This window comes from Nocardia kruczakiae NBRC 101016, from assembly GCF_001612965.1.
In the GTDB taxonomy this organism is placed as follows: Bacteria; Actinomycetota; Actinomycetes; order Mycobacteriales; family Mycobacteriaceae; genus Nocardia; species Nocardia kruczakiae.
The window spans coordinates 90,602-104,421 of the sequence record NZ_BDBL01000024.1; the positions used below are offsets into that span (position 1 = coordinate 90,602).

Here is a 13,820-nt window from a genome sequence, read left to right on the forward strand (position 1 = left end):
GCGGTGTTACTGTCCGCTGAGATCCGGTGGATCGAGCGGAGGGATGCGATGGCGCGGCCGAGTCCGGTGGTGAGTCGTCGGTCGCTGGCCGACGGCCGCGAGATCATCTACTTCGACAGCGATCCGGTACCGCGCACCGCCGCCGACACCCGGGACCTGCCCCGGACCAGCACGCATTCCCAGGCACGTTTCGATCCCCTGCTGGGCGAGTGGGTGGTGATCGCCTCGCACCGCCAGAGCCGGACCTTCCTGCCACCGGCGGAACTGTGCCCGCTGTGCCCATCGCGCCCGGGCCATCCCACCGAAATTCCCGAGACCGACTACCAGGTGGTGGTGTTCGAGAATCGCTTTCCGTCGCTGTCGACCGGCCGCGCCGCGCTTCCGGACCACGTCGAAGGGTCGCCGGAAACGCTGCTGCGCAACGGGTTCGGCCGTTGCGAGGTGGTGTGCTTCACCAGCGACCACGACAGTTCGTTCGCCCAGCTCGATCCGGGCCGGGCACGCCTGGTGGTGGACACCTGGGCGCAGCGCAGTGCCGAACTCGGAGCGCTCGACGGAGTGGCCCAGGTGTTCTGCTTCGAGAATCACGGCGAGGAGATCGGCGTCACGCTGTCGCATCCGCACGGCCAGATCTACGCCTACCCCTTCCCTGCCCCGCGCACGGCGACGATGGTCGCCAACGCGGCCCGCCACCGAAAGGCGCACGGCAGCAATCTGTTCGGCGATCTGCTGGGCGCCGAGCGGGCCGCCGGGATCCGGGTGGTCGCGGCGAACGAGGAGTGGACCGCCTTCGTACCGCCGTTCGCCCGCTGGCCCTACGAGGTCCAGCTCTTTCCGCACCGCCGGGTGGCCGACATCCCCGATCTCGACGATGCCCAGCGCGACGGTTTCGCACATCTCTACCTGGATGTGCAGAAACGCTTCGCGCGCCGGTTCGACACCCCCATGCCCTATGTCGCGGCGTGGAATCAGGCACCGAAATCCGTTGTGCCCGGCGTCGATTGGTGGCTGCACCTGCAGCTGTTCTCGATCCGGCGGACGGCGCGCAAATTGAAGTATCTGGCCGGTTCGGAATCGGGGATGAACGTGTTCATCAGTGACACCACCCCCGAGACGGTGGCCGCCGAGTTGCGGGAGGTGCGGTGAGCGCGCCACCCGGGCGCGGGGTATGGGTGGCACCCGGCCGGGTCAACATCATCGGCGAGCACACCGACTACAACGACGGTTACGCACTGCCGATCGCGCTGCCGCAGGTCGTGACCTGCACCGCCGAGGTCACCACGGACGGCGCGGTGCGGGTGAGTTCGAAACAGCACGCCGGGCAGGTTCGCGAATCACTCGACGGACTCGCCGAATCCGCGGTCACCGGCTGGGCCCGCTATCCGCTGGGCGTGGTGCACGAATACCGGCGCCGCGGTCACGAACTGTCCGGGGTGGTGCTGGAGATCGACGGGGCGGTGCCGGTGGGCGCCGGACTGTCGTCCTCGGCGGCGCTGGAATGCGCTGTCGCACTGGCGATTCGCGATCTGTTCGGGATAGCCGCCGACAGTGCGGAGCTGATCGACATCGGGCGCGCCGCGGAGAACTCGTACGTCGGCGCCGCGACCGGGACCCTGGACCAGTCCGCGTCGCTGCTCTGCACGGCGGGGCACGCCCTGTTCCTCGACTTCGCCACCGGCGACTCCGCCCAGGTTCCCTTCGATCTCGCCGGGGCCGGGCTGCAGTTGCTGGTGGCCGATACCGACACCCCGCACCGGCTGGCCGACGGCGGATACGGCCGGCGCCGGCGCGAATGCGAGCAGGCCGCGCACGCCCTGGGCGTCCATTCGCTGCGGGCCGTCACCGATCCGGCGGAAACCGAGCGACTGACGGATCCGGTGCTGCGGCGGCGCGCCCGCCACGTCGTCACCGAGAACGCCCGGGTGCTGACCGTCGTCGGACTGCTGCGCGACGGGTGCGATCCGCGCGCGATCGGGCCGCTGCTGACCAGCGCCCACGCCTCGCTGCGCGACGATTTCGAGGTCTCGACGCCGGAACTGGATGCGGCGGTGGCGGCCGCGCTCGACGCGGGCGCACACGGTGCGCGCATGGTCGGCGGCGGCTTCGGCGGCAGCATCATCGCCGTGACCGATACCGACCGCACCGACTCGATCGCGGCGGCCATCCGGCGGCGATTTCGCGACGATGGTTTCTCGGCACCGCGATTCTTCGTCGCCGTACCCGCCGCGGGAGCCCGCCGGATTTCCTGATCACGCGGCCGCGCCGCACTAGGGTGGGCGCCATGACCAGGCGCAGAATTCTCATCACCGGCGCGAGTGCGGGCCTGGGAGCCGAAATGGCCCGCCAGTTCGCCGCGCGCGGACGCGATCTCGCGCTGTGTGCGCGCCGCATGGAGAACCTGCGCACACTGCGGGACGAATTGCTGGCGGCACATCCCGATATCCGGATTTCGCTGCGGACGCTCGATGTGGACGATCACGAGGCGGTCCCCCGCGTATTCGGGGAATTCCGCGACGAGTTCGACGGACTCGATCGGGTGATCGTCAACGCCGGCCTGGGCAAGGGCGCGGCCCTCGGCACCGGCCGGGCGGCTGCCAATATCGCCACGGCCACAACGAATTTCGTGAGCGCGCTCGCTCAGGCCGAGGCCGCACTGCAGATCTTCCGCGAACAGCGCGCCGGACATCTGGTGCTGATCTCGTCGATGAGCGCGGTGCGCGGACTGCCCGGGAAGAAGGCCGCGTATTCGGCGAGCAAGGCCGGATTGTCCGCGCTCGGTGAGGGTTTGGCGATCGAACTGCGCCGCAGCCCGATCGCGGTGACCACCGTGCAGCCGGGCTTCATCGCCACCGAGATGTCCGCACGCGCCGACGACGCGCGGTTGATCGTTCCGCTCGAGCGCGGAGTGGCGGCGATGGTCGCCGCGATCGAGGCCGAGCCGGTGCGCGCCTGTGTGCCGCAATGGCCCTGGCGCGCACTGAACCTCGTGCTGCCGCGACTGCCCCGCGCGGTCATGGCTCGGCTCGGCTGAGCCGGGTCCCGGCGGCCCCGCAGTCGGTGAGGTCTCTCACAATCAACGGCGCCGACTGATGTGAAGTTTCACCAACAATTCGACACTCTGCGAGTTAGCGGGATGCTCGGCGCGCTCCCCGCTGCGGCAAAATTCCGTCGTAGAGCCGACACCCATCGATAGCTGAGTAGTTACTACTTGCTGCGACTTGCTGTCACAAATACGTCTTCTCCGCCACCACTCCACCGAAGCGTCGAGATGCGGATCAAGAATGCGCTAGTTACTCTCGGGTAGCATCACGTCCCGAACAAATTCCGCAAGCATTCGTCATGTCAATTCAGGAGGCGGCGTGCCGCATTCTCGTTTCGAAGCGATCGGCGCATATCTACCCGAAAAAAGGGTCACCACCGAGGAATTGATATCGCGCCTCGCCGTACCACCGGCATTCGATCTCGAAAAGATCACAGGTGTGCGCGAACGCCGCGTTCACGACACTCGCCCGGAATCCTACGAGGACTCGTTCGTCCTGGCCGGCAAGGCACTGGACGAGTGTTTATCCAGGTCACAGTACTCCGGGCCGGAGATCGAAGTGGTCATCTCCACCTCCATCACCCGCAGCAAGGATGCCGACAAAATATATATGGAGCCGTCGTTCGCGTCGGCTCTGGCACAACGGATCGGCGCGCAGAACGCGATCACCTTCGACCTTTCCAATGCCTGCGCGGGAATGCTCAGCGGAACCTACATTCTCGATCGGATGATCCGATCCGGAATGGTGCGCAACGGCATAGTGGTGAGCGGCGAAGCCATTACTCCGATCGCCGATACCGCCGTGCGCGAAATTTCCGATAAATACGATCTGCAATTCGCGTCGCTCACCGTCGGGGATTCCGCGGCCGCTGTGGTGCTCGACCGTTCCGTCGACGAAGCCGACCGCATCGACTACATCGAGCTGGTCACCGCCTCGGAGTTCTCCCACCTGTGCCTGGGCATGCCCAGTGACAAATCCCAGGGCGTCGCGCTCTATACCGACAACCGCAAGATGCACAACGAAGCGCGTTTCCTGCTGTGGACCGACACCCAGCGCATGTTCTACGACAAGCGCGGTACCACGTTCGCCGAGGAGAACTTCGACTTCGTCATCCATCATCAGTTCGGCGCGGCGGCGATCCCGTACATGAACGCCATCGCGGAACGGGAATTCGGCGCCCCGATGCCGCCCGACCTCAATGTGCTGACCGAATACGGGAACACCTCGAGCACTTCGCATTTCATCGTGCTGCACGACCATCTGAGCCGCGGGGAGATCCCGGCCGGCTCGAAACTGCTGATGGTTCCGGCCGCCTCCGGCGTGGTCGGCGGCTTCCTGTCCACCACGATTTCGTCTCTGAAGGTCTGAGGTACTGGTCATGGGCGTTGCCATCACATCCACCGGAATCAGTCGCGAGAGCGACACGTTCAGCATCGTCGAGCACAGTGGCCGCGCCGCGCGGCGCAGCCTCGAACGCGCCGGGGTGGCGCCGGAGCAGGTCGGGGTGCTCATCAACGCGGGCATCTTCCGCGACTCCAACACCGTGGAACCGGCGGTGTCGGCGCTGATCCAGAAGGAGGCGGGGATCGGACTGGACTACCGGTTCGGCGATCCGCGCTCGTTCTCGTTCGACCTGATGAACGGCGCCACCGGTGTGCTCAACGCGGTCCAGGTCGCCCAGTCGATTCTCGAAACCGCCGCGTCCGGCCATGTCCTGATCGTCTCCGGGGACACCCATCCGTCGCTCGCCCGATCGGCGGCCGACGACGAATTCCCCTACGCCACCGCCGGTGCCGCGCTGCTGCTCGAGCACACCGACGAGCCGGTGGGCTTCGGCCGCGTACACACCGTCGCGGGTTCGGGCTCCCCCGCGGTGCAGTCGTATGTCGACGTCACCACGATGGGTACCGCCGGACGCGGACTGATGACGGTGGAACGCGAACCCGGATTCGAGGATCGGCTGCTGGAGATCGCGGCCGACGCCGGACGGCGCGCCCTCGACGCCGACGGAATCGATCCCGCCGCAACGGTTCTCATCGCGTCCACGCCCACCCCGAAGTTCCCGCTGTTGCTGGCGGACACCCTCGGTATCGGCGCGGTCCGCACCCCCGACCTGTCCGCCGGCGATCCGCACACCGCCTCGCTGCCGCTGGCCTATCACCGTGCGGTGGAGGAGGATTCGCTCATCGGCTTCGACACCGTGCTGTTCGTCGCGGCGGGCGCGGGACCGTCGGCGGCGGCCGCGATGTACCGCCTGCCGGTCGCGGCCGGTGCGGCGGCGTGAGCGGTACCTACTGGCGCGCGGTCGACCGGTTCCGCGTGGTCGCCGCCGCGGCACCGGACCGCACCGCGGTGTACTTCGCCGACGCCGGGCACACGCCCACACCGCACTATCGGCGGCTGAGCTACGCCGACCTGGATCGCTGGTCCGACGCGATCGGTGAGCGGCTCACCGCCGCGGGCGTGGGCAGCGGAACACGCACGATCGTGCTGGTGCTGCCCGGGCCGGAGCTGTACGCGATCATGCTGGGCCTGTTGAAGATCGGGGCCGTTCCGGTGGTCATCGATCCGGGCATGGGACTGCGCCGGATGCTGCGGTGCCTGCAGGCGGCCGACGCGGAGGCGTTCATCGGCATTCCGCAGGCGCATGCGGCGCGAGTGCTGTTCCGCCGCTACTTCCGCGGGGTCCGGGTCGCGGTCACGGTCGGGCGGCGGTGGTTCTGGGGCGGAGCGACCTTCGGCAGCTGGGGTCGCCGCCCGTCCGGCACCGCGCCGGAGCGCACGCCGGCGCCCGAGGGCGACCTGCTGATGATCGCCTTCACCACCGGGAGCACCGGACCCGCCAAGGCCGTGGAGATGACCCACGGCAATCTGTCGGCCATGGTCGAGCAGGTCCACGCCGCGCGCGGCCACGTACCCCCGCAGACCTCGCTGATCACGCTGCCGCTGGTCGGCATCCTGGATCTGCTGCTCGGCTCCCAGTGCGTCCTGCCGCCGCTGATCCCCAGCAAGGTGGGTTCGACCGATCCGGCACACGTGGCCGACGCCATCGGCCGATTCGGGGTGCGCACCATGTTCGCCTCCCCCGCCGTGCTGATCCCGCTGCTCCGGCATCTCGAACAGACCGGCACCCGGCTGCCGACGCTGCGCAGTATCTACTCCGGGGGCGCGCCGGTCCCGGACTGGTGTATCGCCGGCCTGCGCGCGGTGCTCGACGAGGATGTGCTGGTCTACGCCGGATACGGATCCACCGAGGCACTGCCGATGTCGACGATCGAATCGCGTGAGCTGCTGGACGGCCTGTCCGGACGCGCCCGCGCCGGTGCGGGCACCTGCATCGGCCGCCCTGCCGACCGGGTGCGGGCGCGCATCGTGGCGATCACCGACGACCCGTTGCCCACCTGGGCGGACGCGCAGGCTCGCGAGGGCGACGTGATGGCCACCGGCGGCATCGGCGAACTGGTGGTGGCCGGGCCGAATGTGAGCACCCGCTACTACTGGCCCGCCGCGGCGAACGCGACGGGCAAGATCGTCGACGGCGAGACCGTCTGGCATCGCACCGGCGATCTGGCGTGGATCGACGATCAGGGACGAATCTGGTTCTGCGGGCGCAAATCCCAGCGAGTACGCACCGCCGACGGGCCGATGTTCACGGTGCAGGTCGAACAGATCTTCAACGCCGTCGCCGGTGTGGCGCGCACGGCGCTGGTCGGGGTGGGCCCGGCCGGAGCGCAGCGCCCCGTGCTGTGTGTGGAACTGCGCGCGGACGCCGACCGCGACGACGTGACCGCCGCGTTGCGCGCCCGTGGCGCGGAATTCGAGCTCACCACGAAGATTTCGGACTTCCTGTTCCATCCGAACTTCCCGGTCGATATCCGGCACAACGCCAAGATCGGGCGCGAGCAGCTCGCGGTGTGGGCGACCCGGCAGACCGCGAAGGCGGCACGATGACGATGAAAGTCGTGGCACTGCGGTGCATTCCGATTGCCGGGTGGTTGTTTCTGCTGGCCGGTCCGGCGATCCGGGACTCCGGCCGCCGCTGGCTGCGAACCCTGTGGTGGATCGACGCGGTGCTCAGCATCGGCGTGCACGCCGCCCAGATTCCGGTCGCGTTACGCGCCGCACGGGGCAGCGGCCGCTCCCGCCTGCACACGGCCCTCATGACGCAGCTGTTCGGGCTCACCTGGTGGCGTACCGAAATAGTTTGCGGCACGGCATCTTTCGAGGAGAACGAACGGTGAAGGCACTCGTCACGGGCGCATCCGGATTTCTCGGCGGCGCGCTGGTCCGCCGCCTGGTACGCGAGGGCGGCCACGAGGTGACCGTGCTCGCGCGGCGCACCAGCAACCTCGGTGATCTGCCCGATCTCGACGGTGTGCGGGTCGCCTTCGGCGACCTCACCGACGAAGCGTCGCTCGAACGCGCTTGCGCCGGAGTCGATGTGGTGTTCCACAGTGCGGCCCGCGTCGACGAGCGCGGCACCCGCGCACAGTTTCGCGCCGAAAACCTGCGCGCCACCGAAGTTTTGCTGGGCGCCGCCCGGGCCGCGGGCGCGACGCGATTCGTGTTCATCTCGAGCCCGAGCGCCCTGATGGATCGCGACGGCGGCGATCAGATCGACATCGACGAATCGGTGCCGTATCCGCGCCACTATCTGAACCTCTACTCCGAGACCAAGGCCGCCGCCGAGCGCGCCGTCTTGGCCGCCGACACCGCGGGTTTCACCACCTGCGCGCTGCGGCCGCGCGCGATCTGGGGAGCCGGCGACCGCTCCGGGCCGATCGTGCGCCTGCTCGGCCGGACCGCGCAGGGACGTCTGCCCGATCTGTCGTTCGGCCGCTCGGTCCAGGCGTCGCTGTGCCATGTCGACAACATCGTGCACGCATGCCTGGGCGCCGCCACCTCCGACCGGGTCGGCGGCAAGGCCTATTTCGTCGCCGACGCGGAGAGGACCGACGTGTGGGCCTTTCTCGCCGAGGTGGCGGGCGGGCTCGGCTACCCGGCGCCCAGCCGGCGACCCGATCCTCGGGTGCTGGCGGCCGCCGTCTCGGTGATCGAAACCGTCTGGCGCGTACCGGCGATCGCACGGCGCTGGTCGCCACCGCTGTCGCGCTATGTGGTGGCGTTGCTGACTCGCACCGCGACCTACGACACCGGCGCGGCGGCACGGGATTTCGGTTACGCGCCGATCATCGACCGCGAACAGGGCCTGGCCCGGTTCCTGTCCTGGCTCGAATCCGAGGGCGGTATCGAGCAACTCACCCGCGAGCTGCGATAACCCATAGTCAGGAGCCGATCATGAGTACCGTCTTCCGGCGGCGGATCTCGCCCACCGAGCGCATGTACTTCCCGATGCGGGATATGGCGCCGCCGTTTCTGATGCAACTGGCGATTCCGGGAACCGGGACCCTCGACGCGGAGCGGTTGCGCCGGGCGGTCGCGGTCGCGGCCGCCGCCTGCCCGGGCGCGCGGCTGCGGTGCGAGGGCAAGTACTGGGTGGACACCGGTGTGCCGCCCGCCGTGCGCGAGATTCCCGGTCACGTCGTGAACTACGGCCGCCTCGAGGCGGATCCGGTCCTCGCGTCGGCGATCGGCCCCACCCCGGAGACCACCTGTGAGGTGCTGCTGCTGACCGGCGACCCGGTCACAGTGATCTTCCGGGTGTTCCACGGCGTCATGGACGGGATGGGCATGGTGCTGTGGGCCCGCAACGTCCTCGCCGCGCTGCGCGGCGAGCAGCCGGAGGAACTGCGCGACCCGGTCGCCGACCGGGAACTGGTACGGCGCCTCGGCGCACCCGGCCGCCCCACCGCGATGATTCCCCGCTTCCGCGCGGCGGTCGGTCACGGCCGTCAGGAGGTGGGCAGCCCCCGGCATCTGCTGCGGCACCGCAGTATCGCCGCCACCGGTTCCGGTGCGGTGGCGCGAGTGTCGGCGCTGCTGGCCGACGCCGCGGGCAGCACGCAGCGGATCATGGTGCCGGTCGATCTGCGCCGCCACGACCCCCAACTGCGGTCGACGGCGAATCTGGCGTTGCCGCTGTTCCTCGACATCCGGCCCGACCAGGATTGGCGGCAGGTGCGCGAAGACATGCGCGCGGGTCTGCGGGAACGCACCGAACTCAACCAGTTGGCTGCCAGCGCGATCGCCAACGCGCCGCATGCCGTCGGCCGCACCATTCTGCGGACCACCAACGCGCTCGGCGCACGCTTCGGGCGCAACCTCGCCTCGGCGACGGTCTCGCATATGGGCCGCTTCGATCCGAGCGAACTGGCGGTGCCCGGCTGGTCGCCCACGTCGGTGCGGGTGTTGCCGCAGCACAGCGTCGCGATGCCGCTGCTGTTCGCGATGGTGGAGGCCGGCGGCCGCACCGAGCTGACGGTCTCCGCGCGCAACGGCCACGGCATCGAGGATCGGCTCGAAACGCTACTGGACCGCATCGCGGCGACACTGGAAAGCGGCCTGCCGCAACCGGATTCGGTCCTCGCATGACGCGCTGGGCGCGGATCGTCGGTACCCGCCCGACACTGGTTCTGCTGGCGGCGATCGGTGTGGCGATCGTGTGCGGACTGTTCGGCGCCGACGTCCAGCAGCGAGTGAGCGCGGCCGGATTCGCCGATCCCGGAAGCGAATCCGCGCTCGTCGACCGGGTCGTCACCGCGCATCTGGGCCGGCAGAACCCCGATGTGATCGCGATCTACACCGCGCCCGACGGACAGGACCTCACCGCACTGGGCCCGCGCGTCCAGCAGGCGGTGGACCACATCGATCCGGCGCTGCTGGCCCAGCCGGTGCAGACCTACTGGAACAACGCCCCACCGCGCCAGGGTTTCCTGCGGTCGGCGGACGGCCGGCAGGGGCTGGCGGTGGTGTTCGCCGCCGGTGACGACAATCGGCGCATCGCGGCCTACCACGATATCGCCGCGGCGCTGACCGTTCCCGGCGTCTCGGTGCGCTTCACCGGCTACAGCGCACTCGCCGACGAGATCGACCGCCAGTCCCGCCACGATCTCGTTCTCGCCGAATCGGTCTCGCTACCGATAACGTTGGCGATTCTGGTGCTGGTGTTCGGCGGGGTGGTCGCCGCCGGCCTGCCGCTGCTGGTGGGTGTGCTCGCCGTCGTGGGCTCATTGGGCGCGGTCGGGGTGATCGCACACGTCACCGAGGTGAGTGTGTTCGCCGTGAACGTGGCCTCGCTGCTGGGGCTCGGCCTGGCCATCGACTACGGGCTGTTCGTGGTCACCCGATTCCGGGAGGAACTCGCCGCGGGTGCCGCGGTGCCCGAGGCGGTGACCCGCACCCTGGCCACCGCCGGTCGCACCGTCGGATTCTCGGCGCTGCTGCTGGCCTGCGCCTTCGCCGGCACGTTCGTCTTCCCGCAGGCCGTCTTGCGGTCGCTGGGCTTCGGGGCCATCGCGGCGGTACTGCTGGCCGCGGGGCTGTCACTGACCGTTCTGCCGGCCGCGCTCGCACTGCTCGGTCACCGCGTCGGCGCCTGGAGCTGGCGCCGCGACGCCTTCGACCGCGGACAGCGGCGCGCGGAGCGGTGGTGGGGCCGGGTGGTCGACGCGGTGGTGCGCCGGCCCGGAGTCGTGGCAGTCACCGTCGGCGGACTGCTGCTCGTACTCGCCACCCCGGTGCTCGGCGTCCGCCTCGGCGATGTCGACCACACGGCCCTGCCTGCGGGCAATGCCGTGCGCGCCGGCGTCGACGAACTCGCCACCCGGTTCCCGGAGGCCGGCAGCGGCGCGACCGTCCTGCTGCGCGGTGACGGCGCCCCACCCGACTCCCGGCCCACGGCCGCCGCGATCCGCGCGCTCGGCGCGGTCCCGGGTGTGCACGACGTGCAGCGACTCGCCACGGTGGACGACGCGGTCGTGCTGCACGCGGCGCTGGACGACCCCGATCGCTCCCCCGCCGCCACCGAAACCGTCACGCGTATACGGGAACTCGACCCACCCGACGGTGTCGACATCCAGGTCGGCGGCGACACCGCGGCCACCGTGGACAGCGTCGCGGCCATCACCTCCCGGATGCCGCTGATGATCGCGGTGATGGTGCTCGCCACGCTGATCCTGCTCGGCGCGGCGTTCCGCTCGGCGGTGCTGCCGGTCAAGGCGGTACTGCTGGCCTTCCTCAGCCTGGCGGCGACCTTCGGCATCCTGACCTGGATCTTCTGCCGGGGCCATCTGGCCGACCTGCTGCACGTGAGCGTGGGACCGCTCTCGGCGGGGATGATGGTGCTGATCATCGCCGTCGTCTTCGGTCTCTCCACCGACTACGAGGTCTTCCTGCTCTCGCGCATGGTCGAGGCCCGCGACGCCGGTTGCGACACCGTGTCCGCGGTCCGCACCGGCACGGTTCGCACCGCCCGCGTGATCACCGCCGCCGCAACGCTTCTGGTGTTCATCACCGGCGCCTTCACGCTGTCCCCGCTGACCCCGATGCGATTCCTCGGCCTCGGCATGATCGTGGCGCTGATCATCGACGCCACGCTGGTGCGGATGCTGCTGGTGCCGGCGCTGGTGCGCTTGATGGGCCCGCTGAACTGGTGGCCGATGCGGCCCGCCCGCGATCGTTACCCCGAAGGTAATGGACCTCGCGCACGCGTACCGGCAAGCTCGACATCATGATCGATACCGAAGGAACCCGGCTGTTCCACAGCACCATGCCGTTCACCGAGAAGCTCGGGGTCGAGGTGCTCGAGCACGGGCCGAAGCTGGTGCGCAGCCGGCTCGCATGGGACGAGAGCCTGTGCACGCTGGGCGGCGTCCTGCACGGCGGGGTGCTGATGTCGCTGGCCGACGCCACCGGCGCGGTGTGCGCGTACCTGAATCTGCCGGAGGGCAAACAGGGCACCACGACCGTGGAGTCGAAGACGAACTTCCTGCGGGCGGTACGGTCCGGTTACGCGGTGGCCTCGTCGACGCCGCTGCACGCGGGGCGCAGTTTCATCGTGGTGGAGACCGAAATCCATGACGACGCGGGCAAACTCGTCGGCAAGGTCACCCAGACCCAAGCGGTGTTGTGAGCTAGCGGGCTCACCACGGGGCGGGTCCGGCGCTGATCGCCATCCGCCCCACGGTGCGGCGGGTCGCGATCAGATCGACGACGGCATCCAGCTCGGCCCAGTCACGCACCTCCACATGCGGCCGTAACATGTTCTCCTCCAACAGCTTCCACAACTGCGCCCGATACCGCTCGATCAGTTGCGGCTCGGTCCGCGACAACAATCCCATCGAGAAACCGGTGACCGTTTTGAGTTCACCCAGCAGCGTGGAGGTATCGACCGCGCCGCCCCCCGCGCTGAAGGCGACCAGCGTGCCGTGTGGTCCCAGGCTGTCCACCCCGCGCTGCACCAGGTCACCACCGACACCGTCGAGCACGATATCGAAGGTCTCGGACCACGGACGGTCGTAGGTCACCGCGGCATCGGCGCCGCACTCCCGCACGAAATCGAACTTGCCGGCCGATCCGACCGCGGCGACCACCCGGGTCGCTCCGGCCGCCCGGGCGAGCCGAAGCGCCAGATGTCCGGCCCCGGAGGCGGCCGCGGTGATCAGAACCGCGCTGCCCGCAACGGATTTCGCGGCGTGCACCACGCCCATCGCGACCAGGCCGCCACGCACCACCGCCAGGGCATCGGCCGCCGGCACTCCGGCCGGGATCTCGGTGACCATCGCCGGTGTGGCACAGACGTATTCGGCATACAACGAGGCGAACACCACCCCACCCACGCGGGCGCCGATCCAGGATTCTTCGAGGCCGGAGCCCACCGCGACCACCGTTCCGACCATCTCCCCGCCGGGATTCGCCGAGGCGTCGGCCCGCAGCATCCGCACCAGGCCGACACTCACCCCGGTCAACGCGGTGCGGACCAGCAATTGCCCGGGGCCGGGCACGGGACGCTCGATCTCCACGATCCGGGCACGGGCGAGGCGATCCGCGTCGGGAGTGAACTGAATTGCGCGCACTGACAGCGCCTTTCGACCGGGGCGGCATGCGGCCGCGACTGAGACTCGGATGACCCGGCAGCGGTTGCCGGGCAGCCTCATCGAATTCTTACTACCGACGTAAGATTAGGCGGAAGTCTCAACGTACGTCAAGGCGATTTTTATGTCGGTGGTAATATTTTGGTCCATGACCAGCGCACCCCCGGGACTGCGGGAGACCAAGAAGCAGCAGACCCGCCAGGAGATCTCCGACACCGCGACCAGGCTGTTCATCGAGCGCGGATTCGAGGCGACCACGATCGCCGAGATCGCCGAGGCCGCACGGGTGGCGAAGAAGACCGTCACCAACTACTTCCCCCGCAAGGAGGATCTGGCGCTGGACTATCACGAACAGTTCGTCGGAGCCCTCGCCGCGGCGGTGACCGCCCGCGCCGCCAACGAATCGGCCCTCGACGCGCTGCGCCGCCGGTTCCGTACCGCGGCACAGGATCACGCCGCCGACCTCGGCTTCTCGGGACCGGAGTTCAGCCGCATGCTCGCCGGCAGCCCTACGCTCACCGCGCGGATGCGTGAACTCCACGAACTGCGCGAACAGGCCCTGGCCGAGGTACTGCCCGGTGACGATCTGCTGCGGCGGGCCGCCGCCGCCCAGTTCGCGGCGGCCTGCCGACTGCTGTTCGAGCGGATTCAGCAGCTACAACTCTCCGGCGCCTCGCGCCACCATGTCGCGGCCACCGTCACCGCCGAGGCCGAGCGGATCTTCGATCTGCTGGAACCGGCCTTCGGCGATTACGGCCGCGCATCGCGGTGAAGGGATCGGGGTGAA

At 69.2% G+C, this 13,820-nt stretch carries 13 protein-coding genes; 12 read left to right on the plus strand and 1 reads right to left on the minus strand.

Annotated features, from left to right (window positions below; all coding sequences use genetic code 11):
• The first annotated feature begins 84 nt into the window (after window positions 1-84).
• The 11 genes from galT to NK1_RS18250 all read left to right on the plus strand — a co-directional run bounded on the left by galT (window position 85) and on the right by NK1_RS18250 (window position 12,072).
• The gene (gene galT / locus NK1_RS18200) at window positions 85-1,146 is read left to right on the plus strand and encodes a galactose-1-phosphate uridylyltransferase (RefSeq protein ID WP_063010237.1); all 1,062 of its coding nucleotides are present in this window, start codon (window positions 85-87) and stop codon (window positions 1,144-1,146) included.
• Window positions 1,143-2,249, plus strand: coding sequence for a galactokinase (gene galK, locus NK1_RS18205; RefSeq protein WP_084461153.1), 1,107 nt, complete (start codon window positions 1,143-1,145; stop codon window positions 2,247-2,249). Before galT ends, galK begins: the two co-directional genes overlap by 4 nt.
• A gap of 32 nt (window positions 2,250-2,281) precedes the next feature.
• Entirely contained in the window at window positions 2,282-3,031 is a 750-nt protein-coding gene (locus NK1_RS18210) for an SDR family oxidoreductase (protein WP_063010137.1), read from the plus strand.
• A 328-nt stretch (window positions 3,032-3,359) separates the two neighbouring features.
• On the plus strand, window positions 3,360-4,409 hold the full coding sequence (locus tag NK1_RS18215) for a 3-oxoacyl-ACP synthase III family protein (RefSeq protein ID WP_063010138.1): 1,050 nt from the start codon (window positions 3,360-3,362) through the stop codon (window positions 4,407-4,409).
• A gap of 10 nt (window positions 4,410-4,419) precedes the next feature.
• Entirely contained in the window at window positions 4,420-5,325 is a 906-nt protein-coding gene (locus tag NK1_RS18220; protein WP_063010140.1) for a beta-ketoacyl-[acyl-carrier-protein] synthase family protein, read from the plus strand.
• Window positions 5,322-6,992, plus strand: a complete 1,671-nt coding sequence (locus NK1_RS18225) for a fatty acid CoA ligase family protein (protein ID WP_063010142.1) — start codon at window positions 5,322-5,324, stop codon at window positions 6,990-6,992. Before NK1_RS18220 ends, NK1_RS18225 begins: the two co-directional genes overlap by 4 nt.
• Window positions 6,989-7,282: a hypothetical protein gene (locus tag NK1_RS18230; RefSeq protein WP_063010241.1), complete on the plus strand. Its 294-nt coding sequence runs from the start codon at window positions 6,989-6,991 to the stop codon at window positions 7,280-7,282. Before NK1_RS18225 ends, NK1_RS18230 begins: the two co-directional genes overlap by 4 nt.
• Window positions 7,279-8,319, plus strand: a complete 1,041-nt coding sequence (locus NK1_RS18235) for an NAD-dependent epimerase/dehydratase family protein (RefSeq protein ID WP_084461155.1) — start codon at window positions 7,279-7,281, stop codon at window positions 8,317-8,319. Before NK1_RS18230 ends, NK1_RS18235 begins: the two co-directional genes overlap by 4 nt.
• A gap of 20 nt (window positions 8,320-8,339) precedes the next feature.
• Entirely contained in the window at window positions 8,340-9,533 is a 1,194-nt protein-coding gene (locus tag NK1_RS18240; RefSeq protein ID WP_063010146.1) for a hypothetical protein, read from the plus strand.
• Window positions 9,530-11,674: an MMPL family transporter gene (locus NK1_RS18245; RefSeq protein ID WP_063010148.1), complete on the plus strand. Its 2,145-nt coding sequence runs from the start codon at window positions 9,530-9,532 to the stop codon at window positions 11,672-11,674. Before NK1_RS18240 ends, NK1_RS18245 begins: the two co-directional genes overlap by 4 nt.
• Window positions 11,671-12,072 (plus strand): PaaI family thioesterase, encoded by a 402-nt coding sequence (locus NK1_RS18250; RefSeq protein ID WP_062999728.1) that lies wholly within the window; start codon window positions 11,671-11,673, stop codon window positions 12,070-12,072. The genes NK1_RS18245 and NK1_RS18250 overlap by 4 nt, the downstream gene beginning before the upstream one ends.
• A gap of 10 nt (window positions 12,073-12,082) precedes the next feature.
• Here NK1_RS18250 and NK1_RS18255 read toward each other — a convergent pair whose 3' ends face one another.
• On the minus strand, window positions 12,083-13,015 hold the full coding sequence (locus NK1_RS18255; protein WP_063010150.1) for a quinone oxidoreductase family protein: 933 nt from the start codon (window positions 13,013-13,015) through the stop codon (window positions 12,083-12,085).
• A gap of 166 nt (window positions 13,016-13,181) precedes the next feature.
• Between NK1_RS18255 and NK1_RS18260 the strand changes: the two genes are divergently transcribed.
• The gene (locus tag NK1_RS18260) at window positions 13,182-13,805 is read left to right on the plus strand and encodes a TetR/AcrR family transcriptional regulator (protein ID WP_063010152.1); all 624 of its coding nucleotides are present in this window, start codon (window positions 13,182-13,184) and stop codon (window positions 13,803-13,805) included.
• Window positions 13,806-13,820 lie beyond the last annotated feature (15 nt).